Annotated in this window: 19 protein-coding genes and 1 pseudogene; 12 read left to right on the top strand and 8 right to left on the bottom strand. The window is 62.4% G+C overall.

Annotated features, from left to right (window positions below):
• Positions 1 to 150: 150 nt before the first annotated feature.
• From H1B27_RS00920 to H1B27_RS00910, 3 genes are read left to right on the top strand one after another with little or no spacing between them, the layout of a single operon-like run.
• Positions 151 to 2,175: a hydantoinase/oxoprolinase family protein gene (locus H1B27_RS00920; protein WP_197964712.1), complete on the top strand. Its 2,025-nt coding sequence runs from the start codon at positions 151 to 153 to the stop codon at positions 2,173 to 2,175.
• 3 nt (positions 2,176 to 2,178) lie between these two features.
• Entirely contained in the window at positions 2,179 to 4,140 is a 1,962-nt protein-coding gene (locus tag H1B27_RS00915) for a hydantoinase B/oxoprolinase family protein (protein ID WP_197964620.1), read from the top strand.
• Positions 4,141 to 4,167: 27 nt separating this feature from the next.
• On the top strand, positions 4,168 to 4,620 hold the full coding sequence (locus H1B27_RS00910; protein WP_197964619.1) for an FAD binding domain-containing protein: 453 nt from the start codon (positions 4,168 to 4,170) through the stop codon (positions 4,618 to 4,620).
• A 105-nt stretch (positions 4,621 to 4,725) separates the two neighbouring features.
• Here H1B27_RS00910 and H1B27_RS00905 read toward each other — a convergent pair whose 3' ends face one another.
• Positions 4,726 to 5,319, bottom strand: a complete 594-nt coding sequence (locus H1B27_RS00905) for a helix-turn-helix domain-containing protein (protein WP_063816741.1) — start codon at positions 5,317 to 5,319, stop codon at positions 4,726 to 4,728.
• A gap of 204 nt (positions 5,320 to 5,523) precedes the next feature.
• On the opposite strand from H1B27_RS00905, the gene H1B27_RS00900 reads away from it, so the two are divergent.
• The 9 genes and pseudogenes from H1B27_RS00900 (at position 5,524) to H1B27_RS00860 (ending at position 14,893) form a co-directional block, all read left to right on the top strand.
• A complete protein-coding gene (locus H1B27_RS00900; protein WP_197964618.1) occupies positions 5,524 to 6,756 on the top strand; it encodes a dienelactone hydrolase family protein in 1,233 nt (410 codons plus the stop codon).
• Between the two features lie 84 nt (positions 6,757 to 6,840).
• Positions 6,841 to 8,379 (top strand): ABC transporter substrate-binding protein, encoded by a 1,539-nt coding sequence (locus tag H1B27_RS00895; protein ID WP_197964617.1) that lies wholly within the window; start codon positions 6,841 to 6,843, stop codon positions 8,377 to 8,379.
• A gap of 31 nt (positions 8,380 to 8,410) precedes the next feature.
• Positions 8,411 to 9,418, top strand: a complete 1,008-nt coding sequence (locus H1B27_RS00890; RefSeq protein WP_197964616.1) for an ABC transporter permease — start codon at positions 8,411 to 8,413, stop codon at positions 9,416 to 9,418.
• Positions 9,411 to 10,298, top strand: coding sequence for an ABC transporter permease (locus tag H1B27_RS00885; protein ID WP_197964615.1), 888 nt, complete (start codon positions 9,411 to 9,413; stop codon positions 10,296 to 10,298). The genes H1B27_RS00890 and H1B27_RS00885 overlap by 8 nt, the downstream gene beginning before the upstream one ends.
• Positions 10,295 to 11,170 carry an ABC transporter ATP-binding protein gene (locus tag H1B27_RS00880; RefSeq protein WP_197964614.1) on the top strand — a complete coding sequence of 292 codons (876 nt, stop codon included), beginning with the start codon at positions 10,295 to 10,297 and terminating at the stop codon, positions 11,168 to 11,170. Before H1B27_RS00885 ends, H1B27_RS00880 begins: the two co-directional genes overlap by 4 nt.
• Entirely contained in the window at positions 11,167 to 12,021 is an 855-nt protein-coding gene (locus H1B27_RS00875; RefSeq protein WP_197964613.1) for an ATP-binding cassette domain-containing protein, read from the top strand. The genes H1B27_RS00880 and H1B27_RS00875 overlap by 4 nt, the downstream gene beginning before the upstream one ends.
• Positions 12,018 to 12,737 (top strand): SDR family oxidoreductase, encoded by a 720-nt coding sequence (locus tag H1B27_RS00870; protein ID WP_197964612.1) that lies wholly within the window; start codon positions 12,018 to 12,020, stop codon positions 12,735 to 12,737. The genes H1B27_RS00875 and H1B27_RS00870 overlap by 4 nt, the downstream gene beginning before the upstream one ends.
• Positions 12,738 to 12,783: 46 nt before the next feature.
• A pseudogene (locus H1B27_RS00865) lies at positions 12,784 to 13,399 on the top strand (VOC family protein).
• A gap of 1,347 nt (positions 13,400 to 14,746) precedes the next feature.
• Positions 14,747 to 14,893, top strand: coding sequence for a hypothetical protein (locus tag H1B27_RS00860; protein ID WP_197488844.1), 147 nt, complete (start codon positions 14,747 to 14,749; stop codon positions 14,891 to 14,893).
• Positions 14,894 to 14,916: 23 nt separating this feature from the next.
• On the opposite strand, the gene H1B27_RS00855 is transcribed toward H1B27_RS00860, so the two are convergent.
• The 7 genes from H1B27_RS00855 to H1B27_RS00825 form a co-directional block, all read right to left on the bottom strand.
• Positions 14,917 to 15,708 carry a crotonase/enoyl-CoA hydratase family protein gene (locus tag H1B27_RS00855; protein ID WP_197964611.1) on the bottom strand — a complete coding sequence of 264 codons (792 nt, stop codon included), beginning with the start codon at positions 15,706 to 15,708 and terminating at the stop codon, positions 14,917 to 14,919.
• Positions 15,709 to 15,758: 50 nt separating this feature from the next.
• A complete protein-coding gene (locus tag H1B27_RS00850; protein WP_197964610.1) occupies positions 15,759 to 16,859 on the bottom strand; it encodes an NADH:flavin oxidoreductase in 1,101 nt (366 codons plus the stop codon).
• 64 nt (positions 16,860 to 16,923) lie between these two features.
• Positions 16,924 to 18,117, bottom strand: coding sequence for an ABC transporter substrate-binding protein (locus H1B27_RS00845; protein WP_246515038.1), 1,194 nt, complete (start codon positions 18,115 to 18,117; stop codon positions 16,924 to 16,926).
• A gap of 83 nt (positions 18,118 to 18,200) precedes the next feature.
• Positions 18,201 to 19,796 carry a class I adenylate-forming enzyme family protein gene (locus H1B27_RS00840; protein WP_197964608.1) on the bottom strand — a complete coding sequence of 532 codons (1,596 nt, stop codon included), beginning with the start codon at positions 19,794 to 19,796 and terminating at the stop codon, positions 18,201 to 18,203.
• 232 nt (positions 19,797 to 20,028) lie between these two features.
• Positions 20,029 to 20,808: an SDR family oxidoreductase gene (locus H1B27_RS00835; protein ID WP_197964607.1), complete on the bottom strand. Its 780-nt coding sequence runs from the start codon at positions 20,806 to 20,808 to the stop codon at positions 20,029 to 20,031.
• A gap of 120 nt (positions 20,809 to 20,928) precedes the next feature.
• Complete coding sequence (locus H1B27_RS00830) at positions 20,929 to 21,933, bottom strand: NADP-dependent oxidoreductase (RefSeq protein ID WP_197964606.1); 1,005 nt, start codon at positions 21,931 to 21,933, stop codon at positions 20,929 to 20,931.
• Between the two features lie 34 nt (positions 21,934 to 21,967).
• Complete coding sequence (locus tag H1B27_RS00825) at positions 21,968 to 22,831, bottom strand: alpha/beta fold hydrolase (protein WP_197964711.1); 864 nt, start codon at positions 22,829 to 22,831, stop codon at positions 21,968 to 21,970.
• Positions 22,832 to 22,850: the final 19 nt, after the last annotated feature.

The following is a 22,850-nucleotide window of genomic DNA, read 5'->3' as shown; positions in this document are numbered from 1 at the left end:
GCCTGACCAACCCTTAGGCAGCCGATAGTCGGCGTCGGCACGTCGACCGTTGCTGCTCTCTCGCACAAATTTTCCTGCGCTCAGCGTCAAGAACTGCCGCCACCGATTTGCATATGATCGGCGATCGCAATTCGATGAGGATGTCGCATGGTGCAGAACCTTCGTGTGGCCGTCGACGTCGGCGGCACCTTTACCGATATCTGCATCATGGACGAGGCAACCGGCCTCATCCGTATCGAAAAGACGTCGTCGACGCCCGATCCCATCGAGGGGATCATGGGCGGCGTATCCAAGGCAGGCATCAATCTTACCGATGTGGCGCTATTCTCCCACGGCACGACGGTTGCGACCAACGCACTGATCACGCGCCGCCTACCACGCACCGCCGTGGTCACGACCAAGGGGTTTCGCGACGTCATCGAGATCCGGCGCGCCAACAAGGAAGACCTCTGGGACACCTACAAGGATGTCGTCAAGCCTTATGTCCCGCGGCGCGACCGCCTGACCGTGCCGGAACGGGTCGACGCCGGCGGCATCGTGATCGAGCCGCTCGATGTCGAGGCCGCGCGCAACGTCGCGCGCATCCTCAAGCGCCGCGGCGTTGCCGCGATCGCGGTCTGCTTCATGAACGCCTATCTCAACGGGGCGAACGAGCGGGCCATGCGCGATATCCTCATCGAGGAAATGCCTGACATTCCGGTCTCGATCTCCTCGCAGGTGCTCCCCGAAATCTTCGAGCACGAGCGGTTTTCGACGACCGTTGCCAATGCCGTCGTCAGCCCGGTCGTGGTTAGCTACACGAGTAGGCTCGGCGAGCGCCTCGCCGAGGAAGGCTATACCCGCGATCTCCTGCTATTGCACACCGGCGGCGGCGTCATGACGCCGGCCAGCGTCAAGGACTTCGCCGCGCGTCTGGCTGGTTCCGGAATCGCCGCCGGTGCCATCGCCAGCCGCTACATCGCCGGTCTTTGCGGCTTTCCCAATTCGATCGGCCTCGACATGGGCGGCACCTCGACCGACGTCTCGCTGGCCTATGAAGGGCAATCGCGCATCACCAAGGACTGGCACATCGAGTTCGGCTATCCGATCCGCTTCGCGTCCATCGAGGTCCTCACCATCGGAGCCGGTGGCGGATCACTGGCCTGGACCGACTCGGCCGGCTCCTTGCGCAACGGGCCGCAATCCGCCGGCGCCTTTCCGGGTCCCGCCTGTTACAGCAACGGCAACACGCAGCCCACCAATACGGATGCCAACGTCACGCTGGGCCGGCTCGGCACTAATCTCGCCGGCGGCAAGGTGAAGCTGGACCCCATGCTGGCACGCCAGGCAGTCGAGGACGGCGTCGCAAAGCCATTCGGCCTCGGCCTGCACGAGGCTGCCGACGCGATCGTCAAGGTTGCCAACGCCAACATGTCGGATGCTGTGCGGCTGATCTCGATCAGCCGCGGCTACGATCCGCGCGATTTCGCTCTGGTCGCCTTCGGCGGCGCAGGTGCCCTGCATGGGGTCGATGTCGCGCGCGAGCTTGCCATCCCCGTCGTCATCGTGCCGCCTAATCCCGGCGTGACATCGGCTCTTGGCTGCCTCCTGGTCGACATGCAGCACGACTTTTCGCAGAGCTGTATGGTCGGCGCCGACGAGGCTGATGCCGCCGATATCGAGGCGCAGTTCGCGGCGCTGGAGAAGGACGCACTCGCCCGGCTCACCTACGAAGGCATCGCACCACAAGATATCGTGCTCCAGCGATCGATCGACATGATGTATCGCGGCCAGTGGCGCTCGCTCGCGGTCCACGCACCGAGCCCCATCGGCGCGATCGCCGACCTCGTCCAGAGCTTCCATTCCGAGCACCAGCGTGAATACAATTTCCGCCGCGACAGCGCCCCGGTCAGCTTCTTTCGTCTCAATCTGAGGGCGGTGGGCGTCGTCCCCAAGGCGGAGTTCGCCGTCCACGAACCGACCGGTGCGATCCCTGAGCCGGTTGGCCGCCGCAGGGTGTGGTTCGAAGGCAACGGATTGGACACGCCCGTCTACGAGCGCGACGACCTGCCCTGCGGCTTCTCCTTTCAGGGCCCCGCGATCGTCGAGCAGGTCGACGCAACCACTGTCGTGCCGCCAGGCGCCAGCGCCGAGGTCGACAAGTATCTCAACATCATCATCCGCGTGAAGGAGTGAACCATGGCCGGAGACCTCCCGCTCGACCCCGTCACCTTCGAAGTTCTCAAGAACTCCTTCATCACCAGCGTCGACCAGATGGGCGAGCAGGTGCTTCGGACCTGCTACTCCTTCGTCATCTACAACCGCGATTTTTCCAGTGCCCTGCATGACGCCCGCGGCGAGTGCGCCGCACAGGGCAATCAAGACATCGCGGTCCATGTCGGCACGCTGCATTTCACCTGCAAGGACGTCATGCGCTTCTTCGACGGTGACATGCATGAGGGCGACGTCTTCGCCATCAACGACCCCTACGCCGGCGGCACGCACTTCCCGGATGTGCGCCTGATCCGGCCGATCTTTGCCGACGGCAAGATCATCGCCTTCAGCCAGTCGAACGGTCATTGGTCGGACGTCGGCGGGAGCGTGCCGGGATCGTTCGACGTCGCCGCACGCGAAATGTTCCGCGAGGGGCTGCGCATCACGCCGATCCGCCTGTTCGACAAGGGGCGCTTCTGCAAGGACGTTGCGCATCTGATTGCCTCCAATACCCGCGATCCGGCGTCGATCATCGGCGACATCCAGGCGCAGTCCCAGGCCACCCAGGTCTGCGAGCGCGAGATCCTGCGTCTCGTCAACAAATATGGTCGCGACACGGTCGAGACCGGCCTTGGCGCCGTGCAGGACTACGTCGAGCGTTCAGTGCGCCAGCGCATCGCGGCGCTGCCCGACGGTGAATGGGAGACCGTCGACTTCATCGACCGCGATCCCGCCGGCAGCGAAGGCATGATCCCGATTCGTATCAAGCTGACGATCAAAGGCGACCGCGCCATCTACGACTTTACCGGCAGCCATCCGACCATCAGCTCGATCTACAACTCGGCCTTCGGCACAACCTTCTCGGCCGTCGCAGCTGGCATGAAGACTTTCTTCCCGGATCTCCCGCTCAATTCCGGATTCTACCGCTGCTTTGAAATCATCGCGCCGGAAGGCTCGATCATCGATGCCAAATGGCCGATCGCGGTCACCGGCTTCCTGATGCCGTTCGAGAAGATCATGAACTCGATCTACGAGATGTGGTCGAAGCTGATGCCGGAGCGCGCGCTCGCCTGCGCGTTCAATCTCGAATATCTGCTCACGGGTGGTCTCGACGCCCGCAGCTCCGACAAGCCAATCTTCATGTTCTACGACTGGCTGCCGGGCGGCTGGGGCGGGCGCAACGGCAAGGACGGCAGCAACGTCACGACGGCTTGCTTCGGCACAGGTCTTATGTCGCAACCTGTCGAAGGCCAGGAGCGCGCCAATCCGATCCTGACCACGGAATGCGAAATCCTAAAGGACTCAGCCGGTCCGGGCAAATGGCGCGGCGGCGCCGGCGTCGTGAAAACCTCCCGCATGCTCCAGGCGGAGAAAACCGTGATCTCCTATATCTGCGACCGCGAGCGTGCGGTGGTATGGGGCATCGAGGGCGGTCTGCCGTCCATGCCGCACGGCCTGACATTGACCCGCGCCGACGGCAAAGGCGAAGAGCGGCTCGGCTCGATCTTCTCGGATGTCCCGATCGGCGAAGGCGATATCTTCTCACGCCCGACTGCGGGCGGCGGCGGGTTTGGAGATCCACTCGAACGCGACCCGGCCCTCGTGATCGAAGATATCAAGGACGACTACGTTTCGGTCGAACGCGCCGCCAAGGATTATGGCGTGGTCGTGCGCACCGTCGATGCTGAACTGTGCGAATATGAGGTCGACATGGCCGCGACTGCGGCGCTTCGCGCCAAAATCAGGGCCGAGCGTGTCGCCAATGTGCGGCTCGATCCAGAGATCGTAGCGGAAAATTATCGCAGCGGTATGATCAGCGCGCTCGACGCGATCCGCCAGCATGCCGTGATCCTCGACTGGGGCACTGGAGCGCTTCTTCCAAAATCCACAAGTCAGTTCCGCGAGGTGTTCGAGCGGCGCTCAGTAGCGAAATGGAGCACAGGCTGACCGATCAAACCGAGAGCTCCAGACGCCATGCAGACCCCCGCTTCGAGGTCCGTCGACGTCGCACCATCTCTGCCGGCCGCGCTCGAAGCCCACGACGAAGGCGGCTCAGCGGCCGCGCCCTTCGCCGGTGGCACCTGGATCATGCGCGCTCCAATCCGGCACGAGCCGCTCAAGTCCCGCTACGTCGCAATAGAGAAGATTCCGGAGCTCCACGCGATCAAGGTCGATGCCGATGTGGTCGAGGTCGGCGCGGCGGTCACGCGCGCCACGCTGGCCGCAACGCTGGCAGAACTTCCGGCGTTCGACGTGCTCACGGCCGCAGCCAGCCGCTCCGTCTGGCGCATCCGCGAATGGGCTACAGTCGTCGGCAAGGATGCCGTCCTCGATCGTGCGGCCGGAATGATGGCAAGAACCTGCCAGTGCCGACCGCCGCACGGGATGCAGTCTGCGACGCGCTTACCGGAGACAAGGCGTAGTTAACCGCCGTTAGAATTAACCAACTTATTCCCACGCCGTAAGTCGCATGTTCGAGTCATGCCGGGATATCTCTCCCTTTGCAATCGCAGGCGAGACTGCACAGCAGCTTCAGGGCTGATGCCGCCGTATGAGCGCGGCCTGGGCGGCCTGCGTATAGAGGCTCGACACCAGTTCGAGATGGGAGCCCGCGGCCTCCGATTTTTCGGCCCAGTCGTCCAGTGCTTCCAACATCGGCGGGAGCGTTTCCGCGCGCAAGGCGGCATAGGCTTCAGTGACGTCGTGGCCCCGGTCGGTCACGCGGTAGCGCGTCTCCTTGCGCGAGGACGAGCCCTCGGTCTCGATCAAACCGGCCTTTACAAGCTTGCGAGTCGCATATTGCAGATTGGGGACGTCGACGCGGTTGAGCAGCTGGCCGATCTCTGACAGTCGCTTGGGTTCATCGCCCATGCGCACCACGTTGAGCACGGCGACGTCGTCTCCGGTCAACGGCACGTCGCAGACGGCGGCAAGGCAGGCAGCCTTCCACCGATAATAGGCTTGCGCCAGCCGCTCCAGCCTGAACTCGAACTCGGAGAGGCGCAGCTCGGTCTCGGTGCGCGCCAGGTGCCACGAGCCTGGCCGCTCCGTCGCGGCCGGCCGCTGCTTGTCTCTCGCGGCGGTGCCCGTTCGTCGCGCGGCCGCCTTCTGCGTCTTCCTCAACATCGTCTCCTGATTCCCGCCCTCGCTTACTGCCTGGGCAGGCTGTGCTCAATCTATGCTATTTACAAGTTCGATTCTTACATTAAAAATTCAATTAAGAAAGCATGATGATAAGGCAACCGCCTTTGCCTCGTGCCCGACGCGTCAAACAGACGCGCCGCGATGGGGAAGGCTCCAAGGGCTCAACGAGGAGAGGGGACGATCACGGTGGCTGGACAGTGGATCGAGATCGCTGCCAAGGATGGCGGCACGTTCAAGGGGTACCTCGCGGTCCCAGCTTCGGGCTCCGGTCCCGGCATCCTGCTTTTGCAGGAGATTTTCGGCGTCAACGAATCGATGCGTGAGGTTGCCGACCATTACGCCGAGGAAGGCTATGTGGTGCTGGCACCCGATCTGTTCTGGCGCATGGAGCCCGGCGTCGAGCTCGGCTACACCGAGGCCGATTTCGGCAAGGCAATGGGCTATTACCAACGCTTCGATGCCAATCAGTCGATCAAGGACGCTGCCGACGGGCTGAAGGTGCTGCGCGCGCGTCCCGAATGCAAGGGCAAGGTCGGTGCGCTCGGCTTCTGTCTTGGCGGCAAGCTTGCTTATCTCGTTGCCGCGCGGACGGACGTCGACTGCGCCGTCAGCTATTACGGCGTCGGCATCGAGGCCGATCTTAGCGAAGCGGCCGACGTCAAATGCCCCGTGGTCTTCCATTTCGCCGAGCTCGATCGCTTTGCGCCGGCGGAAGCGCGAGCACAGATCATGGCGGCGTTCAAGGGCCGGCCTGAGATCGAATTCTACCTCTACCCCGGTTGCGACCACGCCTTCGCTGCGCCGGAGCGCACAAGCTTCAACAAGCCCGCGACGCTGATGGCCTATACACGCTCGATCGCGCTGTTCCGGAAGGTGCTTGGCCCGCACTACGACCTCTCGGCGCTGTGGGACAAGCACACCGAACTCGAATTCGCGACGCGGTCGGCCGAGCAGACCATGACGACCATGGTTGCCGAGCCCTATGTCAACCACATCCCGACCATGACGGGTGGCGTGGGCTATCGTGACCTGCTGCGCTTCTACAAGAACCACTTCATTCCGAAGACGCCGCAGGACACCAAGCTGGTGCCGATCTCCCGTACCATCGGTTCGGACCGCATCGTCGACGAGATGCTATTCTGCTTTACCCATGACATCGAGATCGACTGGATGCTGCCCGGCGTGCCCCCGACCGGCAAGTATGTCGAGATCCCGCTGGTGGCGATCGTGCGCTTCCGTGGCGACAAGCTCTACAACGAGCACATCTATTGGGACCAGGCGTCGGTGCTGGTGCAGATCGGCCTGATCGATCCAAGCAAGCTGCCGGTGGCCGGCGTCGAGACCGCCAAGAAGTTGGTCAACGAATCGCTGCCGTCCAACACGCTGATGGCGCGCTGGTCCGAGAGCGCCGGGAAATAAGCAGATCTGATCGACGGCGCCGCTTGTGGCGCCGCTTTCGCAAATGCTCGCAATCTCTCGTCCATCGTGTTGGGGGTCATGAACATGTCGTATCTCTCTCGTCGCTCGCTTCTCCAGCTTGTCGGCGGCGTCGCCGCGCTGCCACTCGCCTCGGGTCTCACCGGTGGCGTACTTGCGGCCACGCCGGGCACGCTGACCATCGCTTACAACGTCAATTTGCCGTCGTTCGACCCGACTGTCGGCCTCTCGGCCGTGAACCCGACCATCCAGTCGATCTATCAGGCGGTGTTCGACCCCTATATCGGCCAGGCGCCGGACCTCTCCTTCAAGCCCGGGCTGCTGACGAAATGGGGATGGAACGAGGATCGCAGCAAGATCACGATGGATGTGCGCAAGGGCGCGACCTGGCATGACGGCTCGCCGGTGACGCCTGAGGATGTCGTCTGGTCGCTTACCCGCGCGGCGGATCCGAAAGGCGGCAATCCGATCCAGTTCGTCTGGGCCAAGGTCGGCAATTACAAGATCGACGGCAACACCATCACCGGCGACGTGCTCGAATTCGAGCCGACGCTGTTCAAATGGATGGCGTTCCTCACCGGTTATATTCTGCCTAAGGCCTATTTCGAGAAGGTCGGTGCCGAAGGTTTCGAGAAGGCGCCGATCGGATCGGGCCCCTACAGGGTCGATGCCTTCGAGCGCAACGCCTTCCTGCGGCTGAAGGCGCATCCTGGCTACTGGGACGGCAAGCCGGCTTTCGAGACCGTGGTTTTCAAGTTCATCACCGATCCGACGAGCCGCGTCGCCGAGATGGAATCCGGCGGCTCGGATCTCACCTTCGAGATCCCTTACGAAGAGTTCGACCGCCTCAAAGCCAAGCCGGGCCTGGCAGGGCAGACCAAGCCGGTGTCCGACATCGCGATGATCTTTATCACCGACATCGACCCAATGCTCGACCGCAATGTGCGGCTCGCCGCGCACCATGCGATCGACAAGAAGGCGATCGTCGACCGGCTTCTCAAGGGCTACGGCGTGCCGATCTCGACCCTCGAGGCGCCGGGCTATGCGGCCTTCGATCCCTCCATCAAAGTTGCCTACGATCCCCAGTTTGCGAAAAGCCTGCTCGCCAAGAGCGGCTATTCTCCGGACAAGCCGGTCAAGTTCACGATCCAGACCACGCGCGGCTTCAAGCCGAAAGACTACGAGATGATCCAGGCGATCGTCGGCATGTGGCGCAAGGTCGGCATCGACGCCAATATCGAGATATACGAGATCGCCAAGCATTTCGAGTTGCGCGCACGCCACGCGCTGGCGCCGGCCGCCTTCTACAATTGGGGCAACGCGATCGGCGATCCCTCGACCTCGACCGGCTTTGCGATGTTTGGTCCCTCGCCGCATTGCGCCTGGAAGGGCAAGGATCTCGTCGAGCGCATCGGGCCCCTCTGGGGCGAGAAAGACGAGGCCAAGCGTATCGCAGGCTACAAGGCCGTCGACAAGTACATCGCCGAGGAGGGCGAGGTGATTCCGCTGTTCCAATATGTGCAGCCGATCATCCACAAGAAGGGTCTCAAGGTCGTGTCGCAATCCAACGGCATGATCCTTCCGCAGCTCGTCACGCCGGCTTGAGCCGCCGGCTTCGAAAAAGGGGGGCACAAGGATGCGATCGGGCGAGCTGATCAGGCGACTTGTCCTCGTCCCACCCACATTGTTCGGTGTGGCGGTGATCGTCTTCGTGCTGCTGCGCGTCGTGCCGGGCGATCCCATTGCCATGATGATCCCGCCCGGCGCCTCGGAGGCCGACATCGGCCGGCTCCGTGCGCTCTATGGCCTCGACCAGCCGATCCTCCAACAATTTGCGACCTGGCTTGGCCAGGTCGCAAGCGGCGATTTCGGCCGCTCCATCAGCGTGCGGCAAAACGTGCTGGAATTGCTACTGGCGCGGCTGCCGGCCACGATCGAGCTTGCGCTGTTGGCGACGATGACCGCCGTCGTGATTGGCGTTGTCGCAGCGCTTGTCGGCATTCTGCTGCGGGGCCGGCGCGCCGAATGGGTCGTCGATGGCGGCATCGGCGTGCTGCTCGCGATTCCGGATTTCCTCTGGGCGCTGATCCTGCTGCTGTTGTTTGGTGTGCTGATTCCGCTGCTGCCGATCTCCGGCCGGATCGATCCGGAGATCGACCTCAACCTGCGCAGCAATTTCTTCCTGATCGAGAGCATCCTGACCGGCCACTTCGACATCGCCTTCGCGCTTCTGCATCACATGATCCTGCCGGCGCTCGCGTTGGCGCTGCCGTTTGCGGCCCTGGTGGCGCGTCTGTTGAAAGCGTCGCTGGCGGAATCCGAGGATCAGGACTATGCCCAGATCGCGCGCGCCCGCGGCTATTCGCGCCCGAACATCCTGCTGCACGAGGTGTTTCCTAACGCGCTGATCCCGACGGTCGCGCTCGGCGGCGTGCAGGTGACGCTGCTGCTCGGCGGCACCGTGCTGGTCGAGCGCATCTTCTCCTATGAGGGTATCGGCAACATGGCGATCGATGCGGTGATCAACCGCGACTTTCCGCTGATCCAGGGCTTGGTCCTGACTTTTGCGGTGCTATTCATCGCGCTCAATCTCTTGGTCGATCTCATGGTCACCATGCTGGATCCGAGGCTGCGCCATGGCTGACATCGCAATCGCCTCGCTTGCCGCGCCGCCGTCGCGCCTGCTTGCGGGCTTGAGGCGGGGCGGTCCGCGTCTCTGGATCGGCACGGTGCTGGTCGCTCTCCTGGTGCTGGCCGCGATATTCGTGCCCGTGTTCGCGCCGCACGATCCGCTCGAGCAGGATTTGATGTCCGCGCAATTGCCGCCGGCCTGGATGACTGGCGGGGATCACGCGTATCTCCTCGGCACGGACAGCCTCGGCCGCTGCGTGCTGTCGCGCCTGACCTATTCGGCGCGTACGGCCGTGATGGTCGCACTGATCGCGGCAACGCTCGCTGCGCTGATCGGCGTCGCGCTCGGCCTGTTTGCCGGGAGTTTTGGCGGCTGGGTCGATCAGTCCATCTCGCGACTGATCGACGTCTGGATGGCCTTTCCGCCGGTGCTGCTGTCGATCGTGCTGGCTACCGTGATCGGCGCCGGACTAACCTCGGTGATCGCCGCGATCGTGGTGATCGATTGGACGCGCTTTGCCCGCGTCATTCGCGCCGAGACCATGGTGCAGCTCACGCGCGACTATGCCGCCGCCGCGCAAGTGATCGGCCTGAGCCGGGCCAGGCTGCTGCGGCTGGAGATATTGCCCAACCTCGTTCCGCTGCTGGTGACCCTCCTCGCCGTCGAGATGGGCATTGCGATCCTAGTCGAGGTCATCCTGTCCTTTGTCGGCATCTCGGTGGCCGGTGACACGCCGACCTGGGGCAGCATGATCGCCGAGGGTCGCCAAATCGTCTATCAGGCGCCGTGGATCATGGCGCTGCCGATCGCCTGCATCATCACCAGCGTGATCGGCCTCAATCTGTTCGGCGACGGCCTGCGTCTCGCGCTAGATCCGGTACAACGCTCATGACGGCGACACTCGCGGTGGAAGGGCTGAAGGTCGCGATCGGGGCCGCCAATGTTCTGCGCGGTGTCAGCCTCGATGTGCAGCCGGGCGAGGTCCGCGGGCTGGTCGGCGAATCCGGCGCCGGGAAGTCCATGCTCGGTCGTGCCGTGCTCGGGCTGTTGCCGGCGAACACAAGCGTCACCGCAGGGCGCATCGCCTTCGAGGGCCGCGATCTGCTGGCCATGGCCGAGGCCGAACGCCGCAGCCTGCTCGGCCGCCGCATTGCGCTCATCCCGCAGGATCCGATGACCTCGCTTAATCCGGTGAAACGCATCGGAAGGCAGATTGGCAATCTGCTGCGGCATCATCTCGGCCTGTCGAAGCGTGCGGCGCTGGCGCGCACCACCGAGCTTCTGGCCGAGGTTGCGATCCATGACCCCCAGCGGGTCCTCGCGCTCTATCCGCACGAGATCTCCGGCGGCATGCGCCAGCGCGTGCTGATCGCGATGGCTTTTGCCTGTGATCCCGCGCTCGTCATTGCCGACGAGCCGACCACGGCGCTCGACGTTACCGTCCAGCGCCAGGTGCTGCAGCTCGTCGAGCGGTTACGCCTGCGCCATGGCAGCGCCGTGCTGTTCGTCACCCACGACCTCGGCGTGGTCGCCAAGATCTGCCGCAGCATGACGGTGCTGCATGCCGGCCGGGTGCTGGAGGAGGGCGAGACAACCAACGTGCTGGTGCGACCGCGCCATGCGTATACCCGTGCGCTGCTCGCCGCGACGCCGCGCGCCGACCGGCCTGCGGAAGCGCTGCGTCCAGTGCCGCCTGATCTCATCGACCAATTGTGGTCGGAGGCGTACCGACTCGATCAGGTTCCAGCGGTGGGGGCTGCATGAGCGATATCCTGCTCCAGACAGGCGGCCTCGGCTTCGGCTATCCGCAGCGTAACGGCCTGTTCGGGAAGCCGACTCTCCGCGAAGTGATCAAGGGCGTCGATCTCGCGGTGCCGCGTGGTTCGGTGGTGGGTCTCGTCGGAGAATCCGGTTCCGGCAAGACCACGCTCGGCCGTTTGCTGGTGCGGCTGTTGAAGCCGACCTCTGGTGGCATCCAGTTTGACGGCCTCGAGATAGGTCAGCTCGACGAGGCCGCGCTGCGCCCGTTGCGCGCACGCATCCAGATGATCTTTCAGGACCCACAGTCTTCGCTCAATCCGCGGCTCCGGCTCGGCACGACGCTGACGCGCCCGCTCGGCGTGCACGGGCGGCTGAAGGGCAAGCGCGATCAGCGCGAGCGCGCGGCCGCGCTGCTCAGTCTCGTCGGCCTGCCGTCCGATTTCGCCTATCGCTATCCGCACGAATTGTCCGGCGGCCAGCGCCAGCGCGCCGGCATCGCACGCGCCCTTGCGCTCGAGCCCGATTTCATCGTTGCCGACGAGATCGTGTCGGGTCTCGACGTCTCGACCCAGGCGCACATCCTGCTGCTGCTGAAGGAGTTGCGCGCGCGGCTTGGCCTCACCATGGTGTTCATCAGCCATGACCTCTCGGTCGTGCGTGTGCTTTGCGACGACGTCGCAATCCTGCATCACGGCGAAGTGGTCGAATCCGGCCCGGTCGCACGCGTGTTCGGTGCTCCGCAGCACGCCTATACGCGGCAATTGCTCGCCGCGATACCGTTGCCCGACGTCGAGCCGGGCTGGCTCGATGAATCCTCGGTCGTCTCTCCGCAACAGCAAGGATCAGCCGCATGACTGAGACAATCAGAGGTTCCGTCGTGCTCGTCACAGGTGCTGCCGGAGCGATCGCGCAGGCGCTCATCGCCGAACTGAAGGCGCGCGGGGCTGCGAAGATCTATGCTACCGCGCGCGATGTTTTCGCCCTGACAGCCTCGGACGGCATCGTCCCCGTCAAGATGGATGTGACGAGCGACGACGATGTGTCGAAAGCCGCCGATCAGTTCGGCGACGTCGCGGTGCTGATCAACAATGCCGGAATCAACCACAACACCGGCTTCATGGTCGCTCCCGATCTTGCGATCGCCCGCGAGGAGATTGAGATCAACTATCTCGCGCCGCTGCGGGTGACCAAGGCCTTCGCGCCCGCGCTGGTCAGGAACAAGGGGGCGGTCCTCAACATCCTCACCATCCTCGCACGCGTGAATCTGCCATTCATGGGATCGTACTGCGCCTCCAAGGCGGCGGGCCTCAGCCTGACTCAGGGCCTGCGCGGCGATCTCGGCCCGAGGGGCGTGCGTGTCGTTGCCGCACTTCCCGGTGCGATCGACACCCGCATGACTGCGATGCTGACTATCCCGAAGATGACGACCGCGGATGCGGCGAAGGAAATCCTCGACGGCTTCGAGGCCGGCGAGGAGGAGATCTATGTCGGCGAGATGGCGCGCGGCCTTGCACAAGGCCTTGCCCATGATCCCAAGGGTGTCGAACGCCAGCTGGCGTCGCCGGGTTGAATTTCGCGTCAGACCTTGTGCTGCTGCAAACCATGAGGAAGTGATCATGATCCCGTTGAGAGTACTGCTTGCCTCCGCCGTATTGTCGCTCGGAGCCTCGATCCTGCCGGCTTCGGCGGATTCCATTCCGGGCCTGCGTGGTCACGACCACACCGGCATCACCGTGCCGGACGTGAAGGCCGCGACTGCGTTCTTCACCGACGTCCTCGGCTGCTCGCATGCGATGTCGTTCGGACCGTTCATGGACGACAAGGGCACCTTCATGCAGGACGTCGTCAACGTGAACCCGCGCGCCGTCATCGACGAGATCAGCATGGTCCGCTGCGGATACGGCTCCAATATCGAGCTGTTCCAGTATCAATCACCCGACCAGGCCAAGACGGTGCCGAAGAACAGCGATATCGGAGGCCACCACATCGCGCTCTATGTCGACGACATCGCAAAGGCTGCCGAGTATCTGCGATCGAAGAACGTCAAGACCATGCAGGGACCGATTCCCGTGAACGAGGGGCCGGCGGCCGGTCAAACCATCCTCTATTTCCTGACACCGTGGGGAATGCAGATGGAGCTGATCAGCTATCCCAAGGGCATGGCCTATGAGAAGAACGCCTGAGAAGAACGCCAAGACCGTGCTGTGGTCGACGACCGAGCCGACAAAATGACGCGCGCCATAGACGAATTCACACTATGGAGACCATGGCACCGGTCCAACTGGAGACGGCGGAGATCAGGCGCGTCGTCGAGCGCGAGGGGGCTGCGTCGTCTGGGGCGGCGCGATCAATCTTAGGCCGGTTGAAGCTGAGAACGCGGCGCTTCGACATCAGTTGATGGACTTGCGGTGGAGGCTGCAGGGTCGCGTCCGGCTCACGAACCATGATCGCTGGTTCTTTGTCCAGTTGTATCGTTGGTTTCCATCAATCTCGTCCGTCCTCACGATCGTGCGTTGGCACAGGACTGGTTTTCGCTGCTACTGGCGTTGGAAGTCACGATCTTCGGGAGGCCGATCGCAGATCGACACCGAGCCGCGCGTGTTGATCCGGCGGATCAGCATCGAAAATCCGCTTTTGGCCATCCGGGATCACGACGGTCTATGGCAGCGTCGTCACGCGCCGAATGCACTCCAAGGGCATCCGCGACAGCCTACTGCACCGGCCTCGCCGCGCAGAATTGGAGCTGCCGAACGGTCGATCGGATCGATCCGCCGCGAGTGCTTAGATCACATCATCGTCTTTGGTGAGACGCATCCTTGGCGGACTTCACCACCACTACGGCCGAGCTTAGATTTTCGGTATAGACAGGGCTTCACGGAGGGGGCGGATAGCGATCTCACGGACGCCGAATTGCGCGCTGCGGGCCGTCATCGATCAGCGCGGCAACTGCCGACATATGCAAAACGCACGCGCAAGCAACTGATCTCAGGCAGTAAAAAGCGTCGCGAGGAGCGAACAAAAGCAGCTGGTTTGTCGGAATAGCCGCTGACCGCTTGTCGGAATGGCTGTCGCGAGAGGCACCTAAGCTATTGAGAAGCTTGGTGGGCGCACCAGGGCTCGAACCTGGGACCCGCTGATTAAGAGATAGCGGCGGGGTGAGAACAATCAATGACTTAGTGGTCGCACGACTGGGCTTAACCGACCGACTATGGGCATTCGTCGCACGAGATCAAAGAGCGCTCACTCGAACTCTTCGGGGACGAAAAGCTGGAAACGTTGAGCGAAAGATCGGGATCTGGCTTCGACCATTCATTGATGCGGCGCGCGGCTTCGAGGCGGAGACAGTTATGCTGACGCGCAGCGAATCCTATCAAGGGGCATGCACTGTAGCTCAGAACAACCGTAGGAACGGGCTGCAGCGTTGGTGCCGCAAGCAGCACAAGACCTAGCAAAGGCGCGCCGCGCTCGGTCTAAACTGCGCTTGCTGAGCGGCAGCAAGATATCGCCGAACGCCGCAGCCCATTAGAGAGGTTGCGGAGCAGAAACAGCAGCGGCGTACAATTCATGTCGCAGAGCTGAATGAAATGGGCGCCCTTCAATACGCTATCGCTGAACAATACACTCGCCGATGTAGCCGCTGCCGCCATGGATCTGCACCGCCTGTTCCTGCCGGAGAGATCGAATGCCTTCTTGATGCTTCCCATGGTCAGATCCTCCGGCTCGTGAGCGACGTCCAACTGTGCCGGATTCTATTTCCCGCGGAATACGGCCGAGCGACGTTCCACGAAAGACTGGATGCCTTCTTTCATGTCTTCGCTGCTGAAGACGCGATCCTTGATCTTGGGAATGTAATCGATCGCCGCGCTCTCGCCGGCCTCGATGAATTTCAACGCAGCCTCCTTCGTCACCTGAATGCCGATCGGCGCGTTCTTGGCGATCAGATTCGCAATCTCCATCGCGCGCGCAATCTGCTGGCCGGGTGCAACGACTTCCTGAACGAAGCCGATCTTGTGAGCCCGCGCTGCGCCGAACTCGTCGCACAGGAACAGATGATACATCGCGTCTCCCCAGCCCGCCCGCGTCAAATAGCGGAAATGGGCACCACCAAGAGGCGCAATCCCGCGTTTGGATTCCATCTGGCAGAACTTGGCGTCGTCGGCCGCCACGACGATGTCGCCAGCCAGCATCATTTCGATTCCGATCGTGAAGCAGATCCCCTGTACGGCCGTCACAATCGGCTTGCGGCACCGGCTCTTCAAGGCGAACGCATCAATGTTGCCGGGCTTTAGCTCGGTATTCTCGGCCTTGGGTCCGAAGAACTTCGGCATATCCAGTCCGGCGGTGAAATCCGGACCCTCGGCGCAGAGTACCCCAACCCAATAATCGTCGGTGCGATCGAGAAGCGTCATCGCATCCGACATCTGCGCCATCATCTGCGGACTGAATGAGTTCTTCTTCGCCACGTTGTCGATGATGATCTTGAACACATGCCCGTGCACCTCGGTGCGGATTCGGCCGGCTTGGGTCTTGGTGTCGCTCATTGTCTATCTCCGAATTGCTTCCAGGCGACTGCACAATGACGCGCACCAGCCTAGCTCAGTGCCGCAAACGCGGTCCGTTCGAAAGCCATCAATTCCTCCGTCCGGCCGTCGCGTATCTTCAGGAGCCATTGCGGATCCTGAAGCAGCGCCCGCCCTACCGCGACAAGATCGAACTCCTCGCGGTCAAGGCGGCGGATCAGTTCGTCGAGGGACGCCGGACGGGAGCTCTCCCCGCTATATGCGGCGATGAACTCGCCGGTCAGGCCGACCGACCCGACCGAGATCGTCGGCACTCCCGTCACCTTCTTGGCCCATCCTGCGAAGTTCAAATCGGACCCCTCGAACTCCGGCTCCCAGAAGCGCCGTTGCGAGCAATGCAGAATGTCGACCCCCGCGTCGACCAGAGGTTTGAGCCAGGCTTCCAACGCGCGAGGCGTATCTGCAAGTTTCACTTCGTAGTCCTGCTGTTTCCACTGGCTGATCCGCAGCAATATTGGAAAGTCGGGTCCGACCGACTTGCGCACCGCGTGAACGATATCAGCGGCAAACCGGGCCCGGCCCGGCAGGTCCTTGCCTCCATAGGCATCCTCGCGGCGATTGGTGCCTTCCCAGAAGAATTGATCGATCAGATAGCCGTGCGCGCCGTGCAATTCGACGGCGTCGAACCCCAGACGCTTCGCGGCAAGCGCCGCATCGGCGAAAGCGCGGATGGCGTCTGCGATGTCCGCTTCGCTCATCGGCTCGCCGAACTTCTTCTCCGGTCGCGACAGGCCGGACGGACTGTCGTAGGCCCCCGGAGGAGACCAATCCTTGGCGCGGGTGCGAACGGCTCCGACGTGCCATAGCTGCGGTGCCATCAGACCGCCCGCGGCATGCACCTCGTCAACCACACGCCGCCACCCCGCCAGCTCCTTCTCGCCGTGAAAACGGGGAACGTTCGGATCGTTCAGGGATGCCGGACGATCCACGCCGGTACCCTCCGATATGATGAATCCGACCGCTCCTTCGGCACGCCGGCGGTAATACCGCGCGACGTCTTCGGTCGGGATTCCGCCCGGAGAGAATGAGCGCGTCATCGGCGCCATCACGACCCGGTTCGGCAAGTTCAACCCTTTCAGCTTGAAGGGGCGGAAAAGAACGTCGCTGGACATCCGTGTTCCATGAGCAAGTTGGTCGTGTTACGGGCCACCCGCGATGCATTTCAGAAGATGCCATTCACTTTCCGTCGGCGCTGAGTACGCTACCAAATTGCTCCCACGTGGTCCCATTCCAGCGCTGCAGCTGCAGCTGCGTGTAGGCCATGCTGCTTTCCGGGCCCGTGTTGATGACGACACCGGGTATGACAGTGGGAAGCGCCAGCCCGCGGATGCTCCGCGATTGCTTGACGATGTTCTCGCGCGAGAGATCGTTGCCGCATTGCTTGAGTACCTGCTCCAGGATCTGTCCCTGCTGGGTCCCGAACAGATAATTGTTGTCTCCGATATCTGCGCCCGGCAAGTATTTGGCAAAGAACTCGCGGTACCATTTGATGCCGGGATCGTCGGCCCACTTCTTGTCATTCGGATCCTTCGTGATTGTCGCGGCGACTATGCCTACGGCCTTTTCCGGTCCTGCGGGGACGATGGTCGAAGACACCGAGCTCGAAACAAAGTTGATCAGGAACAGCGGCTTCCAAGCTATCTCATCGGCCTTCTTGATAGCCTGCGCTGCGAATTTTGGCGTGCCGGCCACCAAAAACGCCGACGCGCCGGACGATTTCAGCGAAACGACGTGGGAATCAATGGTCGGCTCGGTGACCTCGTAGGACGACGCGACGACTTTCTTGTCGAAGTCGTCCTTCAAATAGCCCTTGAATGCATTGACAAAGTCCTTACCCAGATCGTCGTTCTGATACAGGATGGCAATCTTCGCGTCCGGCCGGGTCTGGGTGATGTATTTCGCGTAGATTCGTCCCTCGGTGTCGTAGCTCGGCAATCCCGTCGTGGTCATGGGGAATTCAGCGAAGTTCGTGAATTTTGTGACTCCGCTCACGACAAACAGATGCGGGACTTTCTTCGCGTTGACATACTTGATAGTAGCGCTGATGCCGGGCGTACCCAGCGGGCCGAACAGGAACGCCACCTCGTCACTTTCCACGAGTTTCCTGGTCTGCTCCACCGTCTTGGGAGGACTGTAGGCATCGTCGTAGGTGACGAGGTTTATCTTCCGCCCGTTGATGCCGCCACGCTCGTTGATCGAATTGACGTAGGCGATCATGCCCTTTCCGGTATTGCTGAGCGGCGAAGCGGGGCCGCTGAAAGGGAACGTCGCTCCTATCTTTATCTCGGATTCGGTGACGCCCGGCGTCTGCGCATGCGCGCCGGCTATGGATGCCGCGAGCGCGGCTGCAATCATGGCGCTTCTCAACATTGTCATCTCCCTTTGGCGACAAGTCCGTCGTTAACGTTCTTTCTTGAACCGCATATTGCCGTGCAAATCACTCCTGACGCCCGTCAGCCAGCGGCTGCCGCACGCGACGCCTTCGGGGCGGCCTGTTCGTTCGCCATCTCCCGCAGCTTGTGTTTCAGTATCTTGCCGGTGGAGGCCGAGGGCAGAGCGTCGAGCACGATCAATTCGGTCGGACGCTTGTAGGATGTGAGCAAATGGGCCGTGTACGCCTTGAGGTCTTCCGCGCTGATGCTCGCACCGGGGAGAAGCTGAACGAACGCGACGACCTCCTCGTTGCCTTCGACCTTTCGTCCGACGACGGCCGACTGGACGACCTGGTCGTGCGCGTTCAGGACCGCCTCCACCTCGGCGGGATAAACGTTGAAGCCGGAGCGGATGATCAGCTCCTTGGTGCGGCCGGCGATATAGAGATGCCCCTTGCCGTTCACCCGCGCGAGATCCCCCGTGTTGAACCATCCCTGCTCATCGATCGCCGCCGCCGTCAGGTCGGGCGCACGATAGTAGCCGAGCATGATGTTCGGACCTCGAACGTGTAATTCGCCCACTTCACCGGTCGCCACCTTTTTTCCTTGTCCGTCCACGATCCGGTGCTCGATGCCGGGAAGAAACGGGCCGACCGACTCGTCCGGGACAGGCTGTTCCGAACGGACCCCCGTGAGTCCCGGTGAGCATTCCGTTATGCCGTAATTGTTCAGCAGCGGGATTCCGAACTCGTCCTCGATCCGCTTCTTGAGATCGAGGTCGAGCGGAGCGCCGGCGACGGCCATGATCCGCAGCCTGCCCCGCTCGAGCCGTTGGAGGCCCTTGACCGCCTTGTGTTCGAGCAGACGCTGATATGTGGCGGGCACGCCGAACAGGCTCGTGATCCCCTCCTCGGCGATGGCATGAGCCAGCGCAGCCGGATCCGCCTTGGCTACGACATGCAACGTGCCGCCGTGCATCAGCGTCGAGATCAGCAGGATCGCATACCCGACGATGTGCGACATCGGCAGCACGCCGTAGACACGGTCGTCTGGACTGCTCCGGCGAAGGATTCCCGACGTCCTTGCGGTGAAGAGGAGGTTGCGGTGACTCAGCATGACGCCCTTCGGCGCACCGGTCGTGCCCGAGGTGTATAATAGGCCTGCGACCTGGCGGGCGCCATCCTTCACGACGGGCTCTGCTTCCGCATCCGCATTGAGCGGACCGATGCCGATTCCGCCGAGCGGCCCTACGGCGCCGATCTTCGCACCGAGGCGGGAGGCATGATCGGCCGCTTCCTTCGAGAGCGCCGAGTTGAACAGCACGCGTCTGGCGCCACTGTGCGTCCCGATCAGGTCGATCTCCCTGGGCGAAAGGCGGGGATTGACCGGAATACCCCAGGCATCGAGCTTGCTCGCTGCGAAGAGCATCGTTCCCAGGGCCACGCTGTTCTCGCTTGCAATGATCACGCGATCACCGGGCCTGATGCCCAAACCGGCGAGATCCTTTGCCGCAGCGTCGACCGCATCCGCGAACTGCCGGTAGCTCCAGGAACGCCCGCCTTCCACGAAGGCCGGATGATCCGGAATGTCCCGCACGAATGGCGCGTAAACCTCGTGCACTCTGGACGGCAGGCCGTCCAGCAATTCGGCTGCGGTGAGCTCGTCCACGCTTCTCATGCCATCCTCCCCTGTGCCTTGTTTTCGGCAGCGTGCGCGGCCCCCTTCAACCGGGAGGTCCGCACCCCTTCATTCTATTGGCCGACGGAGTAAACCGTTCTAAAATAGAACTGTCAAGACGCGCGAACGTCAATAAATCAGTAAACGCCGCAATTATCGGTGCGGAAGCCACATTCCAATTTGGAATTAGAAACTGCCGCACGATTTGTTCGGAGGGATCAGCTGAGCGCGATTACCATTTCTCAACCCACGGCCGCAGCACGACTTCAAAAGCCCAGGTCGACCGATGCTGGCGGTGCAGTTGCAGATAGGTCTCGGCAATATGAGCGGGGTCGGCCATGTTGTCGTCGACAGTCGTTCCCGCCAGCCGGTGCGCCCGGGTGCCGTCCTCCTGAGTCCAGCCGATCGCGGCGTCGATCGGCACATTCGCCACGTGGATTCCCCGCGGCATCAATTCTCTCGCCATGCTTTGCGCAAGCCCGGACTTGGCATGGCATGCCATTGCAAATGGCCCTCCTGATGGAAAGCCCTTGAGCGCCGCGCTGGCGTTCGTGAAGATGATCGTTCCTCGCGCGCCATTGGCATCAGGCTCGTTTCCGAGCATCAGCCGAGCGGCCTGTTGGCCCACCAGAAACGCAGAGAACGCGGCGTTGCGAAGCGTCTCGAACACCATGACCGGGTCGGCCTCGACCACCGTCTTGCGGAAAATGCCGGGAACGCGACCGTCGATGTTGTGCACGACAAGCCTTGGCGTCCCGACCTCTTGAACGACGTCTTCGAACAGCTGCGCCACGGCCGCCGGTTCGCTTGCATCGCAGGCGTACCGACGCACGCCGTGCGTCTTTTCGAGAGTCTCGAGGACGGCTTTTTCCGGATTCCTGGCTGCAACGGCGACGCGCATGCCGTTCTCCGCGAACAGCCTGGCGCAACTCGAGCTGATGCCCGGCCCACCGCCGACGATGAGTGCAACGTCCTGTGTGGAAGTCTGGGTGTCGCGGCTGGATTGAGTCATGTTCCTTCCTCCGATGCATTTGATGGCCGGCCTCGGTGGGCCCCGACCTATGTCGATCTATCCTCGGTGTCTTCGTTGGTCATCAGCCCAAGTCTTGGCACCGCAGCGTCATTGCGGGACCTATGGCCTCACCGCAATTACGACCTTGCCGTTTGCGCGCCCGGTCTCGACATAGGCGAGCGCGTCGCCGGTTTTTTCGAACGGGAAAACCTTGTCCACGACCGGACGGATCACGCCGGATTCGATCAGGGACGTGACTTCGCGGAGCTGCTGTCCCTGCGCGCGCATGAACAGGAATGAGAAGCGCACACCGAGTTTTCTGGCTTTCTTCCGCACACCATGGCTCAGCAAGCGCAGCACCAGCTTCATCAAGATATTCATCCCCTGCTCCCTGGCGAATTCGGGGTCGGGCGGCCCGGAGATCGAGATGAGCAGGCCGCCCGGCTTGAGCACGCGTAGAGATTTATCAAGCGTCTTGGCGTCCTGGCTATGCAGGACCAGATCATAACCCGACAAGATCTTCTCGAAATCCTGGGTCTTGTAGTCGATGACCAGGTCCGCGCCGAGGCTCTTGACCAGGCCGGCATTCTTCGCGCTCGTCGTCGTCGCCACGACCGCACCGAGGTGCTTGGCGAGCTGGATCGCGAAAGTCCCGACGCCACCGGAGCCAGCCTGGATGAAGACGTTCTGGCCGGGCCTCAACTTGCCCACCTCGATTAGCGCCTGCCAGGCGGTCAGCCCCACCAACGGGATGGAAGCGGCCTCTTCCATACTGATGTTCGCAGGCTTTGGCGCCACGTCGGCTTCGTTCATGGCAATGAATTCGGCGAATGTTCCGATCCGATGATCGCGCGGCCGCGCATAGACCTCGTCGCCCGCCTTGAATCGCCTGACGTTGCGGCCAACCCTGACGACCGTGCCGGCAACATCGTGGCCCAGAATGAAGGGCGGACGATACGGCAGGATGAGTTTGAATTCTCCATCCCTGAGCTTGGAGTCGAGAACGTTCACGGCTGTTGCGTGGATCCGAACCAGGACACCGTCGTCCCGCACCTCCGGCTCCGGCATGGTTGCCAGGCGAACAGCGCCTTTCTTCTCGTATTTGTCGACGACGAATGCCTTCATGATGTCATCTCCACTCTGGAATCTGGTTGCGGCGTCAGGCGTCGAGGAACGACAGCGCCTTCGGCACGAAATCGGCGTGGTACTGGAAAATCCCGCCATGCCCGGCATCTTCGTAGATGACCAGTTGTGCGCTCGGGATACGCCGTGCCATGTCGGTGCTGTTTGCGGTCGGCACCATGATGTCGTTATCGCCATTCGCGATCAGGACGGGGATGCGGAGGCTGCCGAGATCCTGAGGTGCCTGCTGGCCCCAGCCCTTGATCGCCTTGAGTTGCCGCAACAGGGCCTCCGGTGTGGCTGCTTTGTCGCGACCTGCCTTGCGTTCCTTCAGCCTTGCCAGGAACGCCTTTGCGGCCCGGCGGCCATTGGCCGTGGAGGTGAAGAACAGGTAGAATTTCGGGTCTCGCAGTGTCAGCAGACCCTTGATCATCAGCGGCCAGGACACCGGCCCAACCTTCTCGATGCCTTTGCCGCCTGCTGGGCCCGTGCCGGTCAGAATCAGCTTTCGTACCAGACCCGGCGCCTTCAGCGCGATGTCCTGGGCCACGAAGCCGCCGAGGGAAAAGCCCAGCAGATCGACTTTTTCGAAGCCGAGCGCGGCGATCAGAGCAATCGTATCCTGCGCCATTTCGCCAACGCTAACGGGCGCTTTCCCACCTGAAGCGCCGATACCCCGGTAGTCGATCGCGATGACGCGATGCCTGGTGGCGAGCCCATCGACGATCGGCGGATCGAAATTGTCGAGAACCGCGCCCCAATGATTGAGAAGGATCAATGGCACGCCGGTGCGCGGACCGATGTCGCGATAGGCAAAGGTCGTTCCCGCAGCACTGATCGAAAGATTCGGCGCATCGACATAGCGTATGACCGATCCCGGGTGGCTGACATAGTTTGACATCACTTGCTCCATCGTTCGG

Origin of the sequence: Bradyrhizobium diversitatis, assembly GCF_016031635.1 — a bacterium.
In the GTDB taxonomy this organism is placed as follows: Bacteria; Pseudomonadota; Alphaproteobacteria; order Rhizobiales; family Xanthobacteraceae; genus Bradyrhizobium; species Bradyrhizobium diversitatis.
The sequence above is the reverse complement of the archived record's forward strand: the minus strand, read 5'-3'. Positions and strand labels throughout refer to the sequence as shown.